Origin of the sequence: Bacillus sp. FSL R9-9834 (genome assembly GCF_038006905.1) — a bacterium.
GTDB classification, from domain to species: domain Bacteria; phylum Bacillota; class Bacilli; order Bacillales; family Bacillaceae_G; genus Bacillus_A; species Bacillus_A pacificus.
Genome location: NZ_JBBOWD010000001.1, coordinates 2,028,317 through 2,048,957, shown reverse-complemented (window position 1 = coordinate 2,048,957; position 20,641 = coordinate 2,028,317). Strand labels below are relative to the sequence as shown.

Annotated in this window: 25 protein-coding genes; 7 read left to right on the top strand and 18 right to left on the bottom strand. The window is 34.3% G+C overall.

Annotated elements, in window-relative coordinates; all coding sequences use genetic code 11:
* Nucleotides 1-2 precede the first annotated feature (2 nt).
* The gene (locus tag MKY00_RS10630) at nt 3-431 is read right to left on the bottom strand and encodes an NfeD family protein (RefSeq protein WP_000741991.1); all 429 of its coding nucleotides are present in this window, start codon (nt 429-431) and stop codon (nt 3-5) included.
* Nucleotides 432-695: 264 nt separating this feature from the next.
* Here MKY00_RS10630 and MKY00_RS10625 point away from each other — a divergent pair, with 264 nt between their 5' ends.
* A complete protein-coding gene (locus MKY00_RS10625) occupies nt 696-1,922 on the top strand; it encodes an MFS transporter (RefSeq protein ID WP_074585558.1) in 1,227 nt (408 codons plus the stop codon).
* A gap of 45 nt (nt 1,923-1,967) precedes the next feature.
* Here the strand turns inward: MKY00_RS10625 and MKY00_RS10620 are convergent, their stop codons facing one another.
* The 5 genes from MKY00_RS10620 to spoIIP all read right to left on the bottom strand — a co-directional run bounded on the left by MKY00_RS10620 (nt 1,968) and on the right by spoIIP (nt 6,728).
* Nucleotides 1,968-3,443 carry an amidase family protein gene (locus tag MKY00_RS10620; RefSeq protein WP_016717290.1) on the bottom strand — a complete coding sequence of 492 codons (1,476 nt, stop codon included), beginning with the start codon at nt 3,441-3,443 and terminating at the stop codon, nt 1,968-1,970.
* Between the two features lie 186 nt (nt 3,444-3,629).
* Entirely contained in the window at nt 3,630-4,076 is a 447-nt protein-coding gene (locus MKY00_RS10615) for an NUDIX hydrolase (protein ID WP_016717289.1), read from the bottom strand.
* Nucleotides 4,077-4,099: 23 nt separating this feature from the next.
* Nucleotides 4,100-4,840: a M15 family metallopeptidase gene (locus MKY00_RS10610; protein WP_000747655.1), complete on the bottom strand. Its 741-nt coding sequence runs from the start codon at nt 4,838-4,840 to the stop codon at nt 4,100-4,102.
* Between the two features lie 11 nt (nt 4,841-4,851).
* Nucleotides 4,852-5,349: a GNAT family N-acetyltransferase gene (locus tag MKY00_RS10605; protein ID WP_016717288.1), complete on the bottom strand. Its 498-nt coding sequence runs from the start codon at nt 5,347-5,349 to the stop codon at nt 4,852-4,854.
* A gap of 224 nt (nt 5,350-5,573) precedes the next feature.
* A complete protein-coding gene (gene spoIIP / locus MKY00_RS10600; RefSeq protein WP_016717287.1) occupies nt 5,574-6,728 on the bottom strand; it encodes a stage II sporulation protein SpoIIP in 1,155 nt (384 codons plus the stop codon).
* A gap of 88 nt (nt 6,729-6,816) precedes the next feature.
* Here spoIIP and MKY00_RS10595 point away from each other — a divergent pair, with 88 nt between their 5' ends.
* Together MKY00_RS10595 and MKY00_RS10590 are read left to right on the top strand one after the other, a co-directional pair.
* Entirely contained in the window at nt 6,817-7,113 is a 297-nt protein-coding gene (locus MKY00_RS10595) for a hypothetical protein (protein WP_016717286.1), read from the top strand.
* Nucleotides 7,114-7,117: 4 nt separating this feature from the next.
* A complete protein-coding gene (locus MKY00_RS10590; RefSeq protein ID WP_033677760.1) occupies nt 7,118-7,423 on the top strand; it encodes a hypothetical protein in 306 nt (101 codons plus the stop codon).
* On the opposite strand, the gene MKY00_RS10585 is transcribed toward MKY00_RS10590, so the two are convergent.
* From MKY00_RS10585 to cbpA, 4 genes are all read right to left on the bottom strand, one after another.
* Complete coding sequence (locus MKY00_RS10585) at nt 7,396-7,923, bottom strand: DUF1572 domain-containing protein (RefSeq protein ID WP_016717285.1); 528 nt, start codon at nt 7,921-7,923, stop codon at nt 7,396-7,398. The genes MKY00_RS10590 and MKY00_RS10585 overlap by 28 nt on opposite strands.
* Before the next feature lie 17 nt (nt 7,924-7,940).
* Nucleotides 7,941-8,270, bottom strand: a complete 330-nt coding sequence (csaA, locus tag MKY00_RS10580) for a chaperone CsaA (RefSeq protein WP_016717284.1) — start codon at nt 8,268-8,270, stop codon at nt 7,941-7,943.
* 66 nt (nt 8,271-8,336) lie between these two features.
* Nucleotides 8,337-9,674, bottom strand: a complete 1,338-nt coding sequence (gene brnQ4, locus MKY00_RS10575; protein WP_073531294.1) for a branched-chain amino acid transport system II carrier protein BrnQ4 — start codon at nt 9,672-9,674, stop codon at nt 8,337-8,339.
* A 436-nt stretch (nt 9,675-10,110) separates the two neighbouring features.
* A complete protein-coding gene (gene cbpA / locus MKY00_RS10570) occupies nt 10,111-10,758 on the bottom strand; it encodes a cyclic di-AMP binding protein CbpA (RefSeq protein WP_016717282.1) in 648 nt (215 codons plus the stop codon).
* 244 nt (nt 10,759-11,002) lie between these two features.
* Between cbpA and MKY00_RS10565 the strand changes: the two genes are divergently transcribed.
* The 3 genes from MKY00_RS10565 to MKY00_RS10555 all read left to right on the top strand — a co-directional run bounded on the left by MKY00_RS10565 (nt 11,003) and on the right by MKY00_RS10555 (nt 13,872).
* A complete protein-coding gene (locus MKY00_RS10565) occupies nt 11,003-11,872 on the top strand; it encodes a hypothetical protein (protein WP_016717281.1) in 870 nt (289 codons plus the stop codon).
* A gap of 208 nt (nt 11,873-12,080) precedes the next feature.
* Nucleotides 12,081-13,388 (top strand): hemolysin family protein, encoded by a 1,308-nt coding sequence (locus MKY00_RS10560; RefSeq protein WP_016717280.1) that lies wholly within the window; start codon nt 12,081-12,083, stop codon nt 13,386-13,388.
* A gap of 1 nt (nt 13,389) precedes the next feature.
* Nucleotides 13,390-13,872: a DUF456 domain-containing protein gene (locus tag MKY00_RS10555; RefSeq protein ID WP_016717279.1), complete on the top strand. Its 483-nt coding sequence runs from the start codon at nt 13,390-13,392 to the stop codon at nt 13,870-13,872.
* 24 nt (nt 13,873-13,896) lie between these two features.
* Here the strand turns inward: MKY00_RS10555 and MKY00_RS10550 are convergent, their stop codons facing one another.
* The 4 genes from MKY00_RS10550 to cls all read right to left on the bottom strand — a co-directional run bounded on the left by MKY00_RS10550 (nt 13,897) and on the right by cls (nt 16,651).
* Nucleotides 13,897-14,517, bottom strand: a complete 621-nt coding sequence (locus MKY00_RS10550; protein WP_016717278.1) for an NAD(P)-dependent oxidoreductase — start codon at nt 14,515-14,517, stop codon at nt 13,897-13,899.
* A gap of 101 nt (nt 14,518-14,618) precedes the next feature.
* On the bottom strand, nt 14,619-14,798 hold the full coding sequence (locus tag MKY00_RS10545) for a hypothetical protein (protein WP_001045960.1): 180 nt from the start codon (nt 14,796-14,798) through the stop codon (nt 14,619-14,621).
* A gap of 179 nt (nt 14,799-14,977) precedes the next feature.
* The gene (locus MKY00_RS10540; RefSeq protein WP_000340557.1) at nt 14,978-15,436 is read right to left on the bottom strand and encodes a spore coat protein; all 459 of its coding nucleotides are present in this window, start codon (nt 15,434-15,436) and stop codon (nt 14,978-14,980) included.
* A gap of 30 nt (nt 15,437-15,466) precedes the next feature.
* Entirely contained in the window at nt 15,467-16,651 is a 1,185-nt protein-coding gene (gene cls / locus MKY00_RS10535; RefSeq protein ID WP_016717277.1) for a cardiolipin synthase, read from the bottom strand.
* A 160-nt stretch (nt 16,652-16,811) separates the two neighbouring features.
* Here cls and MKY00_RS10530 point away from each other — a divergent pair, with 160 nt between their 5' ends.
* Nucleotides 16,812-16,898: a YjcZ family sporulation protein gene (locus MKY00_RS10530; RefSeq protein WP_000505094.1), complete on the top strand. Its 87-nt coding sequence runs from the start codon at nt 16,812-16,814 to the stop codon at nt 16,896-16,898.
* Nucleotides 16,899-17,024: 126 nt separating this feature from the next.
* Here MKY00_RS10530 and MKY00_RS10525 read toward each other — a convergent pair whose 3' ends face one another.
* From MKY00_RS10525 to MKY00_RS10510, 4 genes are all read right to left on the bottom strand, one after another.
* Nucleotides 17,025-17,531 (bottom strand): acyl-CoA thioesterase, encoded by a 507-nt coding sequence (locus MKY00_RS10525; RefSeq protein WP_000141171.1) that lies wholly within the window; start codon nt 17,529-17,531, stop codon nt 17,025-17,027.
* Nucleotides 17,532-17,650: 119 nt separating this feature from the next.
* Nucleotides 17,651-18,520: a TIGR03943 family putative permease subunit gene (locus MKY00_RS10520; RefSeq protein ID WP_016717276.1), complete on the bottom strand. Its 870-nt coding sequence runs from the start codon at nt 18,518-18,520 to the stop codon at nt 17,651-17,653.
* Between the two features lie 3 nt (nt 18,521-18,523).
* A complete protein-coding gene (locus tag MKY00_RS10515) occupies nt 18,524-19,420 on the bottom strand; it encodes a permease (RefSeq protein WP_000418724.1) in 897 nt (298 codons plus the stop codon).
* 198 nt (nt 19,421-19,618) lie between these two features.
* On the bottom strand, nt 19,619-20,560 hold the full coding sequence (locus MKY00_RS10510; protein ID WP_000932390.1) for a magnesium transporter CorA family protein: 942 nt from the start codon (nt 20,558-20,560) through the stop codon (nt 19,619-19,621).
* Nucleotides 20,561-20,641: the final 81 nt, after the last annotated feature.

Here is a 20,641-nt window from a genome sequence, read left to right as displayed (position 1 = left end):
ATTTATTCACTCTCCTTTTTTACTTGTAATATAGTACTATGCCTCTTTATAACAATAACTTTTTCTCCGGCATCAATTGGATCATCTGCAATAGCTGTCCAAGTATCTCCATCCACTTTCACAATGCCGTTCGCCTCATTTGTAATCGCTTGCATAACAATCCCTTTTTTACCTGCAAGCATATCTACTGTATCAGTAAAACCTTTTGCTTCCCGAAAGTTTTTTGATATTCTTTTCGTAAAGAAAGTCAATGTTAAACTTACAATCGCACCAGCAACAACTTGTAACAGTAGTGCTTCAGGAACAAACAAAGCAATAAGACCTCCGACAACAGCTCCAATTCCAAGCCAAAGCATGTAAAATGTAATCGACAGCATTTCCGCAATAAATAAAATACCAGCTATTATAAACCAAATTACCCAAGCAGCCATATGCAACCCTCACTTTCTTTCTCATTTTCTATATGTATATGAAGAAAAGAATGGTTTATCCGCCCTTTCTCATACGTGGGCGCTTACTACAAGCTATTGTACATTTTCACTGTTACAATGAGTATTATTAAAATACTATATCAATATATTCTTCATTATACATGAAAATCCCTTTCAAAAAGTGACAAAAAATTTAATTCTTTCAAAATTTATTTTTTAAATTATAATTATTATAACTACTGTCATATTTTCCCCAGAAAGGTTGTGTGCTTATTGCAAAAACGTTCATTAACTTACTATCTAGGATCGAAAATATGCATTACTCTCGCTGACATCGTATACGTAATGATTATTACAACTCATATGTATATCACAACGAAATCAGCTACATTAACTGCTCTTTTTCCATTATTACAAGTCATAACTAATCTTATAGCAAATACATCTGCACCACTTATAATGAATCGTTTTCCATCTTATTCATTACTTTTTACACTGCAGTGGATAAAAACTGCTCTATTATTTTTATTAATGATATTATTCCCGATCCTTTCCACAAACATTGTAGTACTATTCATTTTCATTTTTTTCATTTCATTATGTAGTGGCTGGAGCGCTCCATTACTATACGGTATTCTTCCGCGCCTTACACCGAAAGAAAAATTAGTAAAAGTAAATAGCATTTTTTCCTTTTCCACACAAATTGCACAAGCCGCTGCTTATTCATTTACAAGTGTTATTGTGCTTCTTATCGGTGCTTCTTCTACACTCATGATGAATAATATTTTGATGATTTTCGGATGTGTTGCACTACACTTTTCATTACGTTCCATACATACTGAACGAGTAATAGAGCCTTCTTCTTCAAAAGGTGATACTTTATTGGAAGGTTGGAAGCTCTTATTTCAAAACCCTTCTCTCCGTACTGTTACATGTATGGACTTAATTGAAACTTTTGCAGGGACGATATGGATGGGTGCTATTACGATGGCTTATGTAACAACTGTCCTTCATAAAGGAGAAGAATGGTGGGGATTTATTAATACAAGTTATTATGTTGGGACGTTAATTGGCGGTCTATTAGCGTGGAAAATAAGTACATACATTCAAAACAATTTAATACGCTCTATGGCGGTAGGCTCTCTTCTGTTTAGTATTCTTACATTTTTATATGGTATGACAAGTAGCGGCTTTATTGCGCTTTTTCTGTGCGTTCTAATGGGACCATGTTATCAAATTAGAGATATTTCTCAAACAACAGTTCTACAATCAAGTGTCGCTCCTTCTTTACTATCAAAAATGTATACAGCTCATGGTGCTCTTCTTTCGACAGCTTCTGGTCTTTCTATGCTGAGTGTTGGCATTATTACCGATTTGTTCGGTGTTCGTACGATTTATATTCTCGCTTCAATCCTTATATTGTGCTCTGCTTGTTTATCATTTAACTTATTAAAATATGATAAGACAAAGCAAAAAAACATGTCACTTTAATGAACAAAATAAATAGGACAGGATTTCCTGCCCTATTTATTTTATTTATGATAAGTTAGGAGATTTCCGATGCTTTGTCGCTTGTTCAAAAGCGTATGCGAGTTTAATTAAAGTCCCCTCACGAAAAGCAGTGCTTGCAAGCGTAATTCCAAATGGTCTCCCGTTATCCATATATCCCGCAGGTATTGCTATAGACGGATAACCTGCTTTCGCACATATAGTGGAGCCTATATAAGAAGGGAACAGAATCGCATCAAGATTATATTTTTTCAGTGCAAAATCAATGCCTTGTTCTTGTGAAAAATATATATCTTCTAATCTTGCATTTAAATATTGTGGATTTCTTAACGTATTAGGAAAATCTTTTCTTCTTTCTAACTTAGTTTGTCCATATCTCAGAGCTCTTTCTGCTATGTTTTCATTAAACTCCATTAACTCTGAAATAGAATGTACTGGTATAGTAGAAGGCAATTTGGAAAGATAGTTATCTAAACTATGCTTTAATTCATAGAGTGATACACCCCAGCTCCATTCTCTATGAAAAGACGGAATATTAATATCCTCTACTACTGTCGCCCCCTTACTACGTAATACTTCAATTGTTTCCTTAAACAATTTCTCATCATACTCACCAGATTCATAATAATCTTTTGGTGCATTGCTATATACACCAATTTTCGCTCCATTTAAACCATTAACATCAAGGTATTTTGTATAATCATGCTCTGCTATCCCTTCACTTTTATAAGTAGCTACGTCTTTCTCATCTACCCCAGTTAGCCCCCCTAGTAAAATAGCGGCATCTGTTACTGTTCTAGCAAATGGGCCGGCTGTATCTTGCGAATATGTGAACGGAATAATACCTCTACGACTAATTAAACCAACAGTCGGTTTAATACCGACTACAGAGTTTTGAACAGCTGGACTCAAAATAGAACCATCTGTTTCTGTTCCAACCGATACTACTGTAAAGTTAGCAGCAACTGCTATGGCAGATCCTGTACTTGAGCCACCAACAAACATATCATCCTCACCCGTACCGTAAGGGTTTATTGTTTGCCCACCTCTCGCACTATATCCAGCCCACATTTCAAATGACATTGCATTTGCTAATTCTGTCATATTTGTTTTCCCTATTATCACTGCTCCTGCTTCTCGCAGCTTCGTAACGAGAAATGCATCTTCACTACTTATATTTTGTTCTAACGCAATCGTACCTGCACTTGTATGCATAGAGTCATTCGTTTCAATATTGTCCTTAAGTACAACAGGTATACCGTGTAGTGGACCTCTTACACCTTTTGTTTTTCTTTCATGATCTAGCGCTTCTGCAATAAAGATAGCCTCCGGATTGATTTCTAAAATAGAATTGATTTTCGGTCCGTCTTGATCATACTTTGCGATTCTATGAAGGTAATACATAACTAATTCTTTTGAAGTTAATTGCCCAGCTACCATTGCTTTTTGTATATCATGAATTGTTAATTCTTTTTGTAGTAGTGTATTGAACTGAATCTCCATCGTCATTCTCCTTCTATAAAGCCTTTTATTGATAACATGTATCTATTACTTGTTCATTTTCTCCGCTCCTCGCATATACAAATACAATCCAATTAAAAGAATTCAACTCACCACTGTAAAAACCTTTTATTTCCTGAAAAATAAAAAAAGTCTGAAACGAATTAACTTCCGCTTCAGACTCTTTTATTATTTTACATATACCTCATCTAACAAATGTAAAAACTCACCTTGTTTCCCCTCTAATTCAGGGCATTTTGCAATATCAATCCATTCGTAGCAAAATACTAGGCCTTCATCTTCCTCACCGGCACTGACAATATGTTCCCAACGATTTTTTACATCTGTTAGTAATGTTACGTGGAAGAAATGACGTTTTTGATATTCCTTTTTTTCTTTCACATGTATGATGTAATCAGCTAGGAATCGTTCTATGCATAAATGACGTAACCCAGACTCTTCTTGTACTTCACGTAAAATCGCTGCTTCTAGCGTTTCCCCTTCGTCAACTGTTCCCCCTGGCACTTGTATACCAGCTTCAGGTATATCACGATGTTTAAAAACAAGCAGTTGCATAACTCCTTCTTTTTCTCTTGTCACATATGCGTGTACTTTTTTCTTATATAACACCGTCATAATCCTTCTCTCCCCTCAATTGTTCACTGCGCTACTTCTTCAAGTGTCAGTTGATTTTCATATAAATATGTAGCTTGTGGATTTCCCACATACCTCACGTGCCATGGTTCAAATCGATAGCCCGTAATCGATTCTTTCTCTTTTGTATATCGAATGACAAAACCAAATTTATGGGCATTTTCAGAAAGCCACTGCCCTTCTTTCGTTTCACCAAAAATTGTCTCTAACTGAAACTTAGCAGATTGTGATGTGATATCCATAGCTAGTCCAGTTTGATGTTCACTCGTTCCAGGAACTGCACTCGACATTGCTGTTTTTGCTTCTCCATCTTGTTTTTTATACATTGTATTTAACGCTTTTTGCCGATCAAAAGATCTAAATCCAGAGACTGCAAATAAGAAAACACGCTCCTTATCCGCTTGCTGAAACATTTCCTCAAGCGCACCGGCTGCCTCTTTCCTCATTTTTTTCTTTTCTTGATCACCTTCACTAGAGTAGCGCACTTTCGGAATAACTAAATCTGGCGGTCTATACCCGTCTGGTAAACGCCTACTTTTATTCACAAGCACAAGCATCGAATTCGGATTACTAATTACCGCAATATCCCCATCCATATTCGCAATCGTTTCTTTTGCCTTCGGAAATATGTTATTTACATTCACCTCGCGTGCTTGCTTATCCTTATACATTTTATAATTGATTCCCGCTACTCCAACAATGAGTATCGCCGCTACGATACCAAGTAGTATCCATCTTTTTTTCATATAACGACCTCTTATTTTAATAATTTGGCCATTTCATACTCATCGATGTTCTCTCCATCGATAATAAGAGCAGCTCTTTTGACACCTTCCTTCTCAAATCCAGCTTTTTTATATAGTGCCTGAGCTCTTGTATTGTGGGCCATTACCGTTAATTCTAAACGCCATACACCATGTAATCTTGCCCACTTCTCGACCTCTTTAAACAATTTAGTCCCAATACCTCGCCCACTATACTCTTGCAAAATCCCAATTACAATACTTGCTACATGTCTCTTTCTTTGAATATGATTTCCATTCACTAAAATAAACCCTACTATTCTCTCTTCTTCAACTGCTACCAATATTGTTGCATATTTATTTTCTACAAAGCGCTGAATCATTTGCTCTTGTTGCTCGGCTGTGAATTTCCTTTCTCCTGGTTCATACAACATAAATTTTGTTTCTTCATCTAATTGCTTACTTAATTGCAAAAATGATGCTGCATCTTCTACTTTGATTTCCCTAATCATTTCAATCACCCTACCAATTTCATAATAAAAAGCTTTCCTTGTAAAAAGATTTTCTCTACTTTCCCGAAAATCCCTTTGTAAATCTCCCAGTATAATTTGACAAATTTCGATATTACTATAACATCGACAAATTATGTCTATTCTGTGACACATCATTAATTACAAAAAAACGCAAGCATTACACTCACGTTTTTTCAGACTCTCGCATTCATTTCTGTTTCACTTTATCCATTCACTTTTTCTGCCTGCCAGAAATATTCACCAAACGCTTTAGCTAGCGCATCAATCGATCGATTTAGTTCTTCCTCTGTATTATCTACGCCACCAACTTCAATTAATATCGCTTGTCCTGACAAATCTTGATTGTAGACACCATTTCCTGTTTGGAATCCTTTTTGAATGACACCACGACTAACGCCTGGATATTTCTTACTAATCGTCTCATGTAAAGCCGTTGCTAATTGCAAGTTTTTTTCATAGTTTTTGTTACCTTTCCCTACTACAAACGCAAGCTTCGCATATGATTTATCACCGATTATTTTTGTCGTGACATTTTTCCGAGCACTATCACGATGTAAATCAAAGAAGTATTGTAATTCTTTATTGCCGGCCATTGCTTCTTGTACAATTTCCCGTGACATTTTATAAGAACTATTACTATTTAACCCTTTACTAATCAACTTTTGACCAACATCAGTCTTGTCGTTAGTTGCTCCGATTCCTTCATTTGCTAATTGTTCACGAAATCGTTCGCCGACTATTGAAATATTCGTTACGGAACTTGTGGCTTTATTCGGATTTGGATCATTTGTTAAATTCAATAATGGCAAATAAGATTCCCAGCTATGCGAATGATAAATAAATGCAACTTGTCGTTTTCCTGTCGTTTGAGCTGGTTGCTTTTTCTCTTTATTCGTATCCGGCTTTTGAGCCTGTCCACCTTCTCCAGTCCGTTCTTTTACTACTTCTTCAAGTGGAACGCTCGACTCTATAGGCAAGTTAGAATAATTTGTTCCTTCCCCCGCAATAACAATTTCTGTATCGTACTTACCGAAACCAGGTAGCTCTTTGCCGACAAAACTGCGTACATCGTTAAAACGAATATTCGTAGCCATAGAAAAGAGAAACGAAGATATTGAAAAATCTTGATTTAAATTTCGATATTCCTGTGTAAAATAATGATTCTCTTTCCCAAGAACGTACATGTAACCATTCATTGATAACTCATTTAACCAATTATATAAATACGTTGACTTCGTCTCTTTCATAGAGGTTACCATCATACTAATAAGAAAAAAAGTCGCTAGTACTGTAGCAATAATAAATAATACTAACTTACGTACACTCGTGAATTTCACATAAAAAAAGCCTCGATTCATACTATCACCTCTCTATTTCAAGTTATGTACAAGCTCTAGAGAATAGACCGTCTAAATTCAGGCTATATTGTTAATGAGGTGAAATGAATTGAAACTACTAATAGGAACACTACCCGTTGTACTATCATTTATTTTTTATTGGCTCGCTAAGCATCCTACCATCCGTGTTGCGTTACATATTTCAGCATATCTAGCACTTTATGTACTCGGTACAATCATTTCTATTCATATATATGATGTTTTAATACAAGACTTAGTTTTTATGACAAGTATTCATGGGATTTTACTAAATCCATTTTTTCTTATATCAGGAGCGTATATAGGGATATACACTTTGTACCTACTTTTGTCCTACATTATTACAAATATAAAAAATGGAGCGTAATGAAATGCAACCACCGTTCATCTGTCATACATGCAAAAAAAGAATTACGCGAAAGAAAGATCTTATTACTACCACATGGTACTTCCGCTTTTATGTATTTCATAGTGATTGTTTTAAACGACAGCAAGTTTTTATCTCACGATTTATCCCTGTGAATACACTTATTAATTTCTTTCTTATTATATATGGGCTGATTGTTGGTAGCATTCTTATGACTGCAGAGCCATCTATCATTTGGCTTGTTTTCTTACTTCCAATTTTATATCGGTTTCTTTCCTATTATTATGTTGAACGCTTTTTCTCTAAATGAAAGTTAGACTTTCCTCTAGGAATACTTAAACATTCCCACTCATTTTCTTTTAACATTTTACCGATGTAAATCATTTGTCCAATATGCAAAGCATAATGAGAAATTTGTCTTTCAATTGCTTGCATGACAGTATGTGCTTCCCCGCGAATATATACTGTCTGCAATAAATGTTCTGACGTTAGTGCATTCATCGTTTTAAAAACATATTCCCAACCTTCATTCCATGCTGCGAGTACCTCTTTCTTAGAAGAATAACCACCTTCAAATTCAGCATCTCGGTTACGATCTATTTTTTCACCGTCAGATGTTAAAAAATCCGTCCATCTAGAACGCATATTACCGTGCAGATGCTTAATTATAATTGCTATGCTATTTGTTGCTTCATGAGAAGACCATTCAATCTGTTCATATGATAATTGTGAAAGCACCCGTTCCCCTTGTTTCTTTGTTGCTTCAAAATTCGAAATAGCACACTGTACGTATTCGCGTCCAATATCCATGTTCCCCCGCCTTTACATTAACTAATTTTTGTTCCATTTGGTAATTCCATATTAGGCTGCAGTAATACAACATCACCCGCTTCAGGTACTCCTCCTAAAACAAGTACTTCTGATTTAAATCCCGCTACACGCTTTGGCGGAAAATTTACAACAGCAACGATTTGCTGACCGATTAAATCTTCTGGGTTATATCTCTTCGTAATTTGAGCACTTGACGGCTTCATTCCAAGCTCTCCAAAATCAATTTCTAGTTTAATCGCTGGAACTCTCGCTTCTTTAAATTCCTCTGCATGTGTTACAGTCCCAATCCGTAAATCCAAAGTTAAAAAATCTTCAAAATTAGCCATTTTATCACTCCTTTCATTTATTACTTAGACAAAACAAAAAAATCCCCTTTAAAAAAAGAAAGGCGCCTAAGCACCTTTCTTTTGTAGTTCACTTGATTCATTTGATTTATAGAAGAAGAAACCGAGGATCCCGCCAATACATGATGGGATTAGCCATCCTATTCCTTCATTATATAATGGTAACATTTGTAGTACGTTAGAAATCGCGTCAATTTTAATCTTCGCACTTTCTAAACCGTTAAAGAAACTAATTAATAATGCACCTAAAATAGCTCCAATATAAATGGTATTGCGCTTCCCAATCCATTTATGGAAGTAAGAAAGTACGATTAATACGATTGCAACTGGATAAATGATCATTAACACTGGTAAAGTAACTGCGATTAATTGCGTTAAACCTAGGTTAGATACAATTAAACTAAATACACATACCATTGTTACAATCGTTTTATGCGAAAGTTTTGGGAATAAGTTTGTAAAGAAGCCAGCACAAGCTGATGTTAATCCAACAGAAGTTGTTAAACAAGCAAGTACAATAACAAGTCCTAATAAAATTTTACCACTTGTTCCATATAACTCATTTACAACATTCGTTAAAATAAGTCCACCATTCTCTGATACCCCAAGTGATGTACTTGTTGAACCAAGATAAGCAAGTGATAAATAGATTAACGTTAAACCAAGTACCGCGATAATACCTGATACTACTGTTATTTTTGCAATTTGATTACTCTCTTTTATTCCTTTAGAGCGGATAACTTGTACAACTACAATTCCAAATACAAGCGCACTAATTGCATCCATCGTTAAATATCCTTGAATAAATCCACCAAAGAAAGCATTTTCCTTGTATGCCTCTAGCGGTGCAGCTGGTTCTCCAATCGGATCAACAATTGCCTTTCCGACAATTACAGCAACAATTAATACTAACAATGGTGTAAGAAATTTCCCGAACCAATCCACTAATTTTGATGGATTTAAAGATAAATACCAAGTTATTCCGAAGAAAATTATAGTGAAAAGAAATAGCATGTACCATTCGGAAACTAATGCCTCTGATAAAAATGGCTTCATACCCATTTCAAATGAAACGGCTCCCGTACGCGGAATCGCGAAAAAAGGTCCAATCGCTAAATAACTAATCAATGGGAAAACAAACGCAAATATAGGGTGAACTCTAGAAGATAGCGCTTTCAAGTCCCCCTCTACAAACGCGACAGCTGTTACAGCTAATAGGGGTAATCCGACTCCCGTTACGAGGAATCCAATTGTAGCAACCCAAACATTCTCTCCAGCTTGTTGCCCTAAAACTGGTGGGAAAATTAAATTTCCTGCTCCTAAAAATAGTGCAAATAACATTAAACCAATTGCTACCGTATCACCTGGCCTTAAACGTCCCTTCATGCTTTTCATTTGCATAGCACTTTTTCATTGTTTATCTCTATTTTCACAATATGCTATGCATCCTCCTCTCTGTTCAAGCTGATAAAATATGCCCCTTACAAAGCAGTGTCTTTCTCCATAATTTCTCCAATCCCCTTATTTTTACTCTAATTATTAATTTTTGATTTTTTTGAATTTTTAAATCATTAGAGTGGTATTGCGTGGAGTATAGTTGTCAGACCTCTTTGTTTTTATCACACATATAGTAACATATTTAGTTGAAAAATAAAAACATATTTTCAAATTGACTTTTTTGAAAATCAAAATTATCTACATTTTTTATTCTTTTGCACAAATATTGTTTCAGACTCACTTATTATCCTATCGTTATTTTCAAATAATTTTATACACGTAACATAACAAAAGCCATCCAACATAATTAGACGGCTTTTGCATATTATTCTATCGTTTCAACTTCACGTGGATTTTTCATCTCTTCCACATACACCACTCTAAATCCGTGATCTTCTAAATCTTTCAATAACGTCTCTAATTCACCATCGTTAAACTCTTCTCCTAATGTAAACATAATTCTACGAACTAATAAGGCATCGTTATCAAAAGTCATTAAACTTTGGATACCTGTATATTTTTTTAATACTGTCGATAATTTTTGAATAGCCCCATTATAATCTTGTGTCCCAATCATGACAGAATATTTACTAGAATGAACGCCCCAGGCATCTTCTAATAGCTCAAAAACCTTTTTATGCGTTAAAATCCCAAGAAAGACTCCTTTTTCATCAACTACTGATAAATAAGGTAATTTCTTTATTGTAAAAAATACTTTAAAGAACGAAGAGTCTTCTCTGACATATCCTTCTTTATCGTTTAATAATCGTAATACATTTTCTTCCATAGAACCTTTATATTCTAAAATATCTACTTTATATATATTCCCTAAATATTTCTCTTTTTTTTCATCTAAAACTGGTACACAACGATAACCAGTTTTATTTAAATGTTCTAGTGCTTCCCCTATCGTAATTGAACTTGAGCAAAATAAAACTTCCCTTTTCGGCACATAATTCCCTTTAATCCTCATAAACAGCCTCCTTATGTTAAAATACTTTCTGTGCCATAACTATATTATATTTTCAGAAAAAAATAAATAATTTATTTTATTTTTCTGAAAATTATTCATTTTCTTGTCATAATTTATTCACCTTTCATTCAATTCTATCCACTACAATACTAAACTTCTTTAAGAAAAATATATTGTAACTTACTCCGAAAAAAGCTAAAATAAGAATAAGAATTTTCTGAATATTCAAAGAGTAGGTGGTTACATGTCTTTATTGCGCTCACACATATATAAATTTATCGTTGGTGTTCTCATTATATTTATCATTAGTCCTATTCCAGCTTTATTCATTACACATAAATACTCATACATCACCGGCTTTATAAGCATTTTCCATAACTTCGCACAACTTTCTTCGATGACAATTCCAAAGATTGATTGGATGCACGAATCTATCTTTTTCTCAGCAAATCAGATAGTACATACTGCTAATCAATCAACACCGTTATTCCCTTACATGTGGGAAATATATTTTTTATCGATTGTTCGTTTTACCTTTACTCTTGCAATCGGATTCTTCATCAGCTTAGGGATTGGCCATTTATTTTTTAAAGCACCTCAATCGGTTAAAAAGTTCACTTCTTTATTAAGATGGATTCCTTATTCTTTATGTACTGTATTATTACAATGCGCAGTCTTATTACTACTCCTATACATCACAAAATTTATAAAGATTCCTTACTACTCATCTTTTATCATCGTTTGTAGTACTTCCATGATTATCGTTATGCAAGCAATAAAAAAATGGATTCCTTTCTTAAGTAATACAAATGAATATGAAATAAAACAAGCTTCTTTCCTTGTAGATACATTGTTTTTAGCGCTTACTTCGAATCATAAATCTATTTTAGGTTCCATTATTCTTTCATTCGTTTTTATGGAATGCGTTTTTCACGCAAGTGGACTATTGCAATTTATCGTTCAATTCGGCGGAAATGCACCTATTATTGTTACAATTAGCTTATTACTTTTGTATATCCCGTATTGTATACTCTCATTCCTTCAAACGCTATGGACGACAAACCACTTTAAACAACAATCATACGCTTTAACGAGAAGTATTCCAAAACCTTAATTTGAAATAACCCTCTAGAATCTGAAAGTAGAGGGTTATTCCTTTTGTATAGCGGACAAAATAACAGCAAATTCAAAAACCATTGCAGAAACATACCAATATTTACCCTTTTTCTTTGACTATTCTTTTCATTTGGATTTATTATAAAAGTATAACATAATTGCAGGAGGTGACATCTTTATTCCAAGCGACGGAATAGAGAATACACTTGGACATATTAAATATTTTTCTCATCATTGTACTTATCCTTATTTCCGGCTTTTTCGTTGCATCAGAATTCGCTGTTGTAAAAGTACGAAAAAGTCGAATTGACCAGCTTGCAAATGAAGGCAATAAACAAGCTTTAGCTGCAAGAAGTGTCATATCTAATTTAGATGTTTATTTATCAGCTTGTCAGCTCGGGATTACAATTACTTCTTTAGGGCTTGGTTGGCTTGGTGAACCAACTGTGGAACATTTACTACGACCGCTCTTTGAAAAGATTAATATTACTGGAACAATGGCAAATACTTTATCCTTTATTATCGCTTTTAGCGTGATTACATTTTTCCATGTTGTATTAGGTGAATTAGTTCCAAAGTCTTTTGCAATTCAAAAAGCAGAGGCAATCACACTTAAGTTTGCACGACCACTTATTTTATTTGATAAAATTATGTACCCGTTCATTTGGTTACTTAATAGTACGGCTATCTTTTTCACAAAACTACTCGGTTTAGAACCTGCGAAAGAAAATGAACTGGCCCATTCTGAAGAGGAACTACGACTCATTTTAGGTGAAAGTTTCAAAAGCGGCGAAATAAATCAAGCCGAATATAAATATGTAAATAATATTTTTGAATTTGATGATCGAGTTGCGAAAGAAATTATGGTCCCTCGTACAGAAATGATTTGCTTATCTACTGAAAATACGTTAGAAGAAAATATGGATATCGTCGCAACTGAAAAGTATACACGCTACCCTATCATCGAAAAAGATAAAGATGATATTATCGGTATGATCAATACGAAAGAAGTATTTCATGATCAAACGAAAGGCATTCATAAGCCACTTGAATCTTACATACATCCAGTACTAACTGTCTTTGAAACTGTTCCAATTCGCAAAACGTTAGTTCATCTACAAAAGAATCGCGTTCAGATGGCAATCGTTATGGATGAATATGGTGGTACGGCTGGACTTTTAACAATGGAAGATATTCTCGAAGAAATTATTGGAGAAATTCAAGATGAGTTTGATGTGGATGAATCACCTATGATTGAAAAGCGTACGCCGAAGCTTACTGTTTTAGACGGTAAGGTGCTCATTTCTGAAGTGAATGATATGTTTGGCCTACATATTGATGATAGTGATTTAGATACAATTGGAGGTTGGCTCCTCTCTCAAGCAGTGGACTTAAATATTGAGGCTGGTTATTCCATTGAATTTGCCGGTTTTCAGTTTAAAGCACTAGAACTTGATGGACATCAAGTGAAAAAAATTGCGGTACATAAATTAGACACGAAGAAGGAGCTATAAAGTGACAGTATTATTAACAATCTGTATCATTGCCTGTTTTATTGTTTCATTTCTTGCCTTTATTTACCCTATCATTCCAGGCATACTCGCTGTCTGGGCTGGATATTTCATTTACCATTTCGGTATAAATGGTGGAGAACTAACAACTTCCTTTTGGATTATTCAAGTCATTTTCACACTATTCATTTTCGTTGCTGATTTTATTGCAAATGGATATTTCTTAAAGAAATACGGTAGTTCTAAATGGGGTGAACGTGTCGGAATGATTTCGATCATTGCCGGATCTTTCTTCTTCCCACCATTCGGTTTAATTATCATACCGTTCTTATCGGTATTTATTACAGAACTAATACATAAAAAAGCGCCAAAAGACGCCTTTCTAGTAGGAGTTGCTACTGTAGTTGGTTTTTTAAGCAGTACAGTAGCGAAAGCCATTCTCCAAATCATTATGATTATCATATTTGTATGTTATATCGTCTTTTAACCATCCCAATTGCGGGATGGTTTTTTAATAGGAAATACCTACTCGGCTATTCTCATATTTGTTTTTACTACATAGATTCCACGTAAATTGCGCTGTATCACCAACTGTTATTTTTGCTCCTCCTTCTGGTAATACATCTTTTTCAGTTCGATATATACCTGTCACATCACCGTCAATTAAATGCGTCGGACAAACGACCGTCCAGCATAAATTACTACTACTAAGTATCTTATATGCAGCTAAATGATCTTCTGCTGCTGTTGTCGACTTTCTCTTTGATTCCGTTGATTGAAAACGATATAAATTTAGATTTGTTCTTGCTTGTAAAATACCGGCTGTTCCTATTGTAATGATTTTACGAACTCCTTCTTCTTCCATTTTCTTTATAATTTGTGGCATACTCTTCGCTAACGTCCCATTTTGATCCGTTCCAAGTGCACTAATTACTATGTCACTTCCTTCTATCGCTTTCTTTATATCATTTTCATTTAATACATTACCTTCTATAACTCGTAATCTTTCATGGTTTATTTCTACTCTACTTGAATCACGCGCTAATGCAGTCACTTCTGTTAAATCTTTTAATGCTAATTTCATTATGTTTGAACCTACTCGCCCTGTTGCTCCCAATATGCACACTTTCATTTGTTTTCCCCCTCTTTCATTCTTTCTCTATTTTTCAATAATCTTAATCAATTTACAACAAAAAAGCTTCCTCACATAAAAGAGGAAGCTCTATTATTACATTATTTCTTTTCTTTAGAATCCGTAGACTTCTCAGTTCCACTTGTTTCTTTATCCTTTTTATCCTCTTGTTGTGTTGTTGTATCGTCTTCTTTCTTCTTGTCCTCACCTTTACTACAACCTACCATTAATAAAGAACTTGCAAGTGCCATAGCAGTTAATGATTTAACCCATTTGTTCATTTGCGTTTCCTCCTTTTGATAGAATATGTACAATCCCATATTACTCTCTATTTTTAAAGGAAAGATTGAAAAATAGTAAATAAACGGTAAATATTTGTAAATTTTCTGATAATATACATAGTCATTTTTTCTCCACAAAAAGTAAAAAACTAAGGCGCCTATCTTTCCGCCTTAGTTTCTTATGCAAACTTCTCCTTTTCATATACATGTTTAATCTTATACTCTTTCTTCACGACATATTGCCATACACTATAGGCATAACGATTCATTTTCAGGAAGCAGTTTTCTAAAAACGAGCGAAATTCTGGATTTGCAACTTCAACTGCCACTTGAGCAAACTTTAACGCTAACCGTTTCAAATGCGAAATATAACAAGTTGCAATATAAATATCACCTGTATATTTACTATCAGTTTCCTTTTCCATTTCATGAAAATGAAATGAAATTGGTTCACAAGTTATATGCTGTACATTCTCTCCTTCTTGAAAATTCACTTGTTCATTATATGCTTGCAACATATATGGTAAATGATGCTGTAATAGCTCCTTTAATTCTTCGTCTCTTACCTGTCCTGTATACTCCCCAACCTTATATATAAGCATATAACTATACCTCATCAATTCTTTCATACAATCCATGAAAGTGCCTCCCTACTTTTTGTCTATATGCTATAAATATGATGCTATAACATTTGCTATTCTTGCTAAAAACCAATCCCATTTACTAATTTTCTCAAAATCTTCTTCCGAAAATCTTTTTGATTTATGGAAGTCTTCTTTTAGTCGATCCCATACGTCAGCAACAACTGTTTTATCATATACGACACAATTAGATTCACAATTTAAATAAAAACTTCTATTATCAAAATTCGCTGTACCTATATCAACAATTTCTCCATCAATGATTGTTACTTTCCCGTGAAAAAAACCATTCCGATATTGATAAATCTCCGCTCCAGCATGGTTCATCTCTCTCAAATACGGGTAGGCAGCTTGTTTTAACAATACTGCATCACTTTTAAATGGTACGAGAATTTTCACATTGACACCGCGGTTTAATGCACCTTTTAACTCTTTCATCATTTCTTTACTTGGTACAAAATATGGTGTAGCAATAATTAAAGACTTTTTAGCCTGCTTTAAAAGCGCTCCATATTTTTCCCATAACCCTTTTCCATCTGAAAATAAATATTGATATTTTACATTCCCAATTGCAGGTAGACTTTCATGTACAGGCATTTTTTCTCCTGTATCTTCTTTCCAGTCAGCAGCAAATTGTCTTTCCATATCCGTGGCACCATTCCCAATGACTCGCACATGATAATCACGCCACGGGCCAAATTTCGGATCTTGTCCAAGATATTCCTTTCCGATGTTAAAGCCGCCGATATATGATGCTTTTCCGTCTATCGTAACAATTCGTCTATGGTTTCGCTGATGCAACGAATAGAATAAATGTTTCAATTTAGGTTTTTTACTAAACGTAAACTGGACACCGTTGCTTTGTAGTTGACGAATTGTCTTTTTCTTCAGCTTATATCCACCTATTCGATCGACTGACAATTTCACTTCTACTCCGCTAGATGCCTTTTTCTCGAGCAACTGTAAAAACTCTTTGCTTATTTCATCTTTACCTACAATATAAAAATGGATATATATGTACTTCCCCGCATTACGTATATCCTCAAATAAATTCGTATATAACTCTTCACCGTTCGTATACAGTTGAAATTCACCTAATCGAACTTGTCCTACTTCATATTCACTAGCCATTTTTTTCCCCATTTCCACATCGATGTTCATCCAAATGAATACACCTATTACACAAAGGATTACAACGAAAAAGTGTTTCATGGATATTTTCCTTTCTCCACTTACTGTTATTTCTATATCTTCCCTTTTTTAATACAATATCATTCAAGAAAATATGTCATTGCATGATATATGTCCATATCAAACGATAGCTCATTTGCATATTGTATGTTGTATCTTAAAATAAAAGGAGGAAATAACAATGGGCTTCGCACATGGTAATGGATTCGCGCTATTAGTCGTATTATTTATCCTCTTAATCATCGTCGGTGCTGCTTGCTTCTGCTAAGTAGTTACAGTCATATGATATGTGGATGAAAAAACTATAAAAGCGGACACCTATTGTTAGGTGTCCGCTTTTCATATGAAAAACATTTCAGTCCGTTATAATACCTTTAACGACTTAATATTCAAATTAAAAAGTTAGTAATGTGGCTACTTTCTTACTCTCCGCCTTACGTATATGACGTTGTTCTGCACGCAATACAGCAATGCGATGTAATTCTTTCTCTTCTTCTGTTTCAGGAATTACTCGAGGAACTGGAACTGGATTGTTCTCCTTACTAAGTGCAACAAAAGTAACAAATGACGTTGCTGCGATGCGCTTCTCACCTGAAATTAAATCTTCTGCTACTACCTTCACAAATACTTCCATAGACGTTCTACCCGTCCAAATTACAAAGGATTCATAACTCACACAATCGGTAGAACGAACAGGATGTAAAAAATCTACCCAATCCATAGATGCTGTGACGCATTCTTTTCTTGCATGCCTCGTCGCTGAAATAGAAGCAACCATATCCATCTCGGCTAATATCTTTCCACCAAATAACGTATTATGATCATTTAAATCTGTTGGAAATACTCGGCTCGTTTTGAACACCCTTGATTCATTGGCTGTTTTCCCCTTTACTTCTGTCATTGTTATCACCCCTTTAATGATGTATCCCTAATATCTCAATAATCACTATACTAAATGAACTACACGTTTAATATTAACAACATTCAGAACTCTTAGTCCATAAAAAAGAACCGATGTTATCAATCGGCTCCTCTAAATACATATTGCTCTTTCGGTTGTTCAACTTTATTCCATTTCGTTACTTCTAAAACAGGAATATTCGCATGGAATGGCTGATAAAATTCCGTTGATATTTCTCCTTCAACTTGAATCCAATCATCATTGGTCCATTCTACCCCTTCTGGCTTTTTCACTAACATACCATATACACCAGAATCCGCTACACAATGTATAATACCGAAACGGAATAAGAAATATTGTTCTTTTTTAGAAGAATCATCTTTGAAAACAAACCCTTTAAAAGATAATTTCTTCCCAGTAAACTCGCCAGGATAATTATAAATTGTTTCCATCCCTTTTAAGAAATCTTCATCTTTTAAAGCAATACTATCTTTCGTAACAAACTCTTTCTTTCCTTTTTCCATTACACCACGGTATCCTTCTTTTCCGTAATATATACTCGTGTCAGGCCTTAAAAATTGCCTTCTCATAAATGGATCTGTACTTTCCGCTTGCGCAACAGGAAAATGAAATCCTTTCGCCTTAACAATATCTGAATCTAACGTTGCAATCGGGAAAAACAAACCTGAGACAATTGGAAAACAAAACAATGTGTACGAAAATGCTTTTTTCCACCATGTGTTTTCATCTTTTGAATGGTCATGTCCACAATGGCTATGATCACAACCACAATTATGCTGTTCTCTTTCTTTTTGATGTTCTTTTTGGAAAACGATTATAATTTGAACAACAGTTAAAAAACCTAATATAATAGCTGCTGTTTTTGATAAGTAGGCATACTTCATATTAATATACTTCGTAATATTACCTGAAATATGAAGCTGCGCGATTAAGATTGTAAAACCTAATAATATATATGCTCGAAACATAACCTACCACCCCATCGCATAAATGAGTAGTGAGCTTGCATAAACAACAAGTGTAACTGTAACTGTAACGACAATTACAAATTTTGTTTTAAATGTCGCAAGCATCATAAACATATTTTTAATATCCACCATCGGTCCATATACAAGGAACGCGACAAGTGATGCTGTTGAAAATGTACTTTGGAATGACGAAGCAATAAATGCATCTGCTTCTGAACAAAGTGATAAAATGTAAGCAAGTCCCATCATAACAGCTGGTGAAGAAAACGGACCTTGTCCTATAGCAAGAAGTGTTGAAGTTTGTACGAACGTTTGAACTGCTGCTGCAATTAACGCACCTAATACTAAATATTTCCCCATCGAGAAAAATTCCTCAACAGCATGCGTACATACATCCCACATTTTTTTACGTAATGGACGCTTATGATTCACTTCTGGGAAGTGATCATCTCGTAATTGATGTTCTTTAAACATAAATGATAATATAATTCCAACGATAATTGCTACGATAATCGCTACAATAGAACGATACCATACCATGTGCATACTACTTCCAAAGGCAACGTATGTTGCAAATAATACGACTGGATTAATGATTGGTCCAGTTAACATAAATGCAATCCCGGCATATGGCGGAACCCCTTTTCCGATTAATCGCCTTACAATCGGAACGATTCCACATTCACAGCCTGGAAACATCATCCCTAAAAAAGTAGCCATTAAAACAGACAGAAATCGGTTTTTCGGCATCCATTTTGCTACCATATCTTCTGTAACAAACATTTGAATGAATCCTGAAATAAATACACCAATGAGCACAAAAGGAAGTGCTTCGATCAATATGGAGATAAAGATTGTATTCATTTGCAGGAATGCTTTCGGTAATTGAAACAATTCCATGATGTATTTCCTCCAACTTTTCATTAACAATATGTAATTTTAACCCTATTTCATTAATTGAACAAGACTTATACGAAATTCCCCTCTATCATATACATTACATTTCATAAGCTATATTCTATTCAAAACTTTCGATTTCATAGCAAAAAAGCTGCTCTAGCGCAGTTATATAACTATGCTAGAGCAGCTTTCTTATCGTTAAAAGTAACGTTTCTTCCAAAAAACAAATGCTAATGTGAAAGATAGTGTTACACATATTATAAGTACAATTACAAAACCGTGCGCTTCCCCTTCAAACGGAACTTTTACGTTCATTCCAAAGAAACTAGAAACCATCGTTGGTAACGATAAAATGATTGTAATAGACGTTAACAGTTTCATAACACTATTTAAGTTATTTGATATAACGGAACTAAAAGTATTCATCATTCCACTTAAAATGTGACTATATATTTCCGCCATTTCAATAGCCTGTTTATTTTCAATTAATACATCTTCTAATAAATCTTGATCGTCTTCATACATTTTTAAAAATGTACTGTTACGCATTAACTTTTGAATTACGATTTTATTCGCCTTTAATGATGTGGTAAAGTAAACTAAACTTTTTTCAAGACCTAGCAATGTGAAAATCTCTTTATTTTTCATCGACTGATTTAATTGATGCTCTAAATCAATTGTTTTTCTGTTAATTTGCTTTAAGTATCTTAAATAATAAGTAGAAATCGTATATAAGAGCTGAAGTGCAAATCGTGTCTTTTTAAACGTATAAAATTCTTTAATACGTTGATTAATAAAACGTTCAAATATTGGGTTTTCCTCTAAACAAATTGTCACAAAACAATCTGGCATAACAATCATACCTATTGGAATCGTGTCATAAATCGAATTTCCTTCTTCATCATGTCTAACTGTTGGAATATCCACGATTATTAAAGTATTACTGTCTTCCTTTTCAATACGAGAACGTTCTTCGTCATCTAAAGGGTCTTTAATGAAATCTAAGTCTACATTTAAAGTTTGTACTAGATATTGAATTTCTTCTTCCGTTGGATGAAGTACATTAATCCAGCAACCCTTTTGCATTTCCTCAATCTCTTGTAGTTTTCCGTTTCGGTCTGTTAAATAAATATTTAACATACTATCACCCCGATTCTTTTTACATGTAGGAATCTACCTCTCTTACATAACAGTTTTGGAACCGCCATTCTCAGCATATGA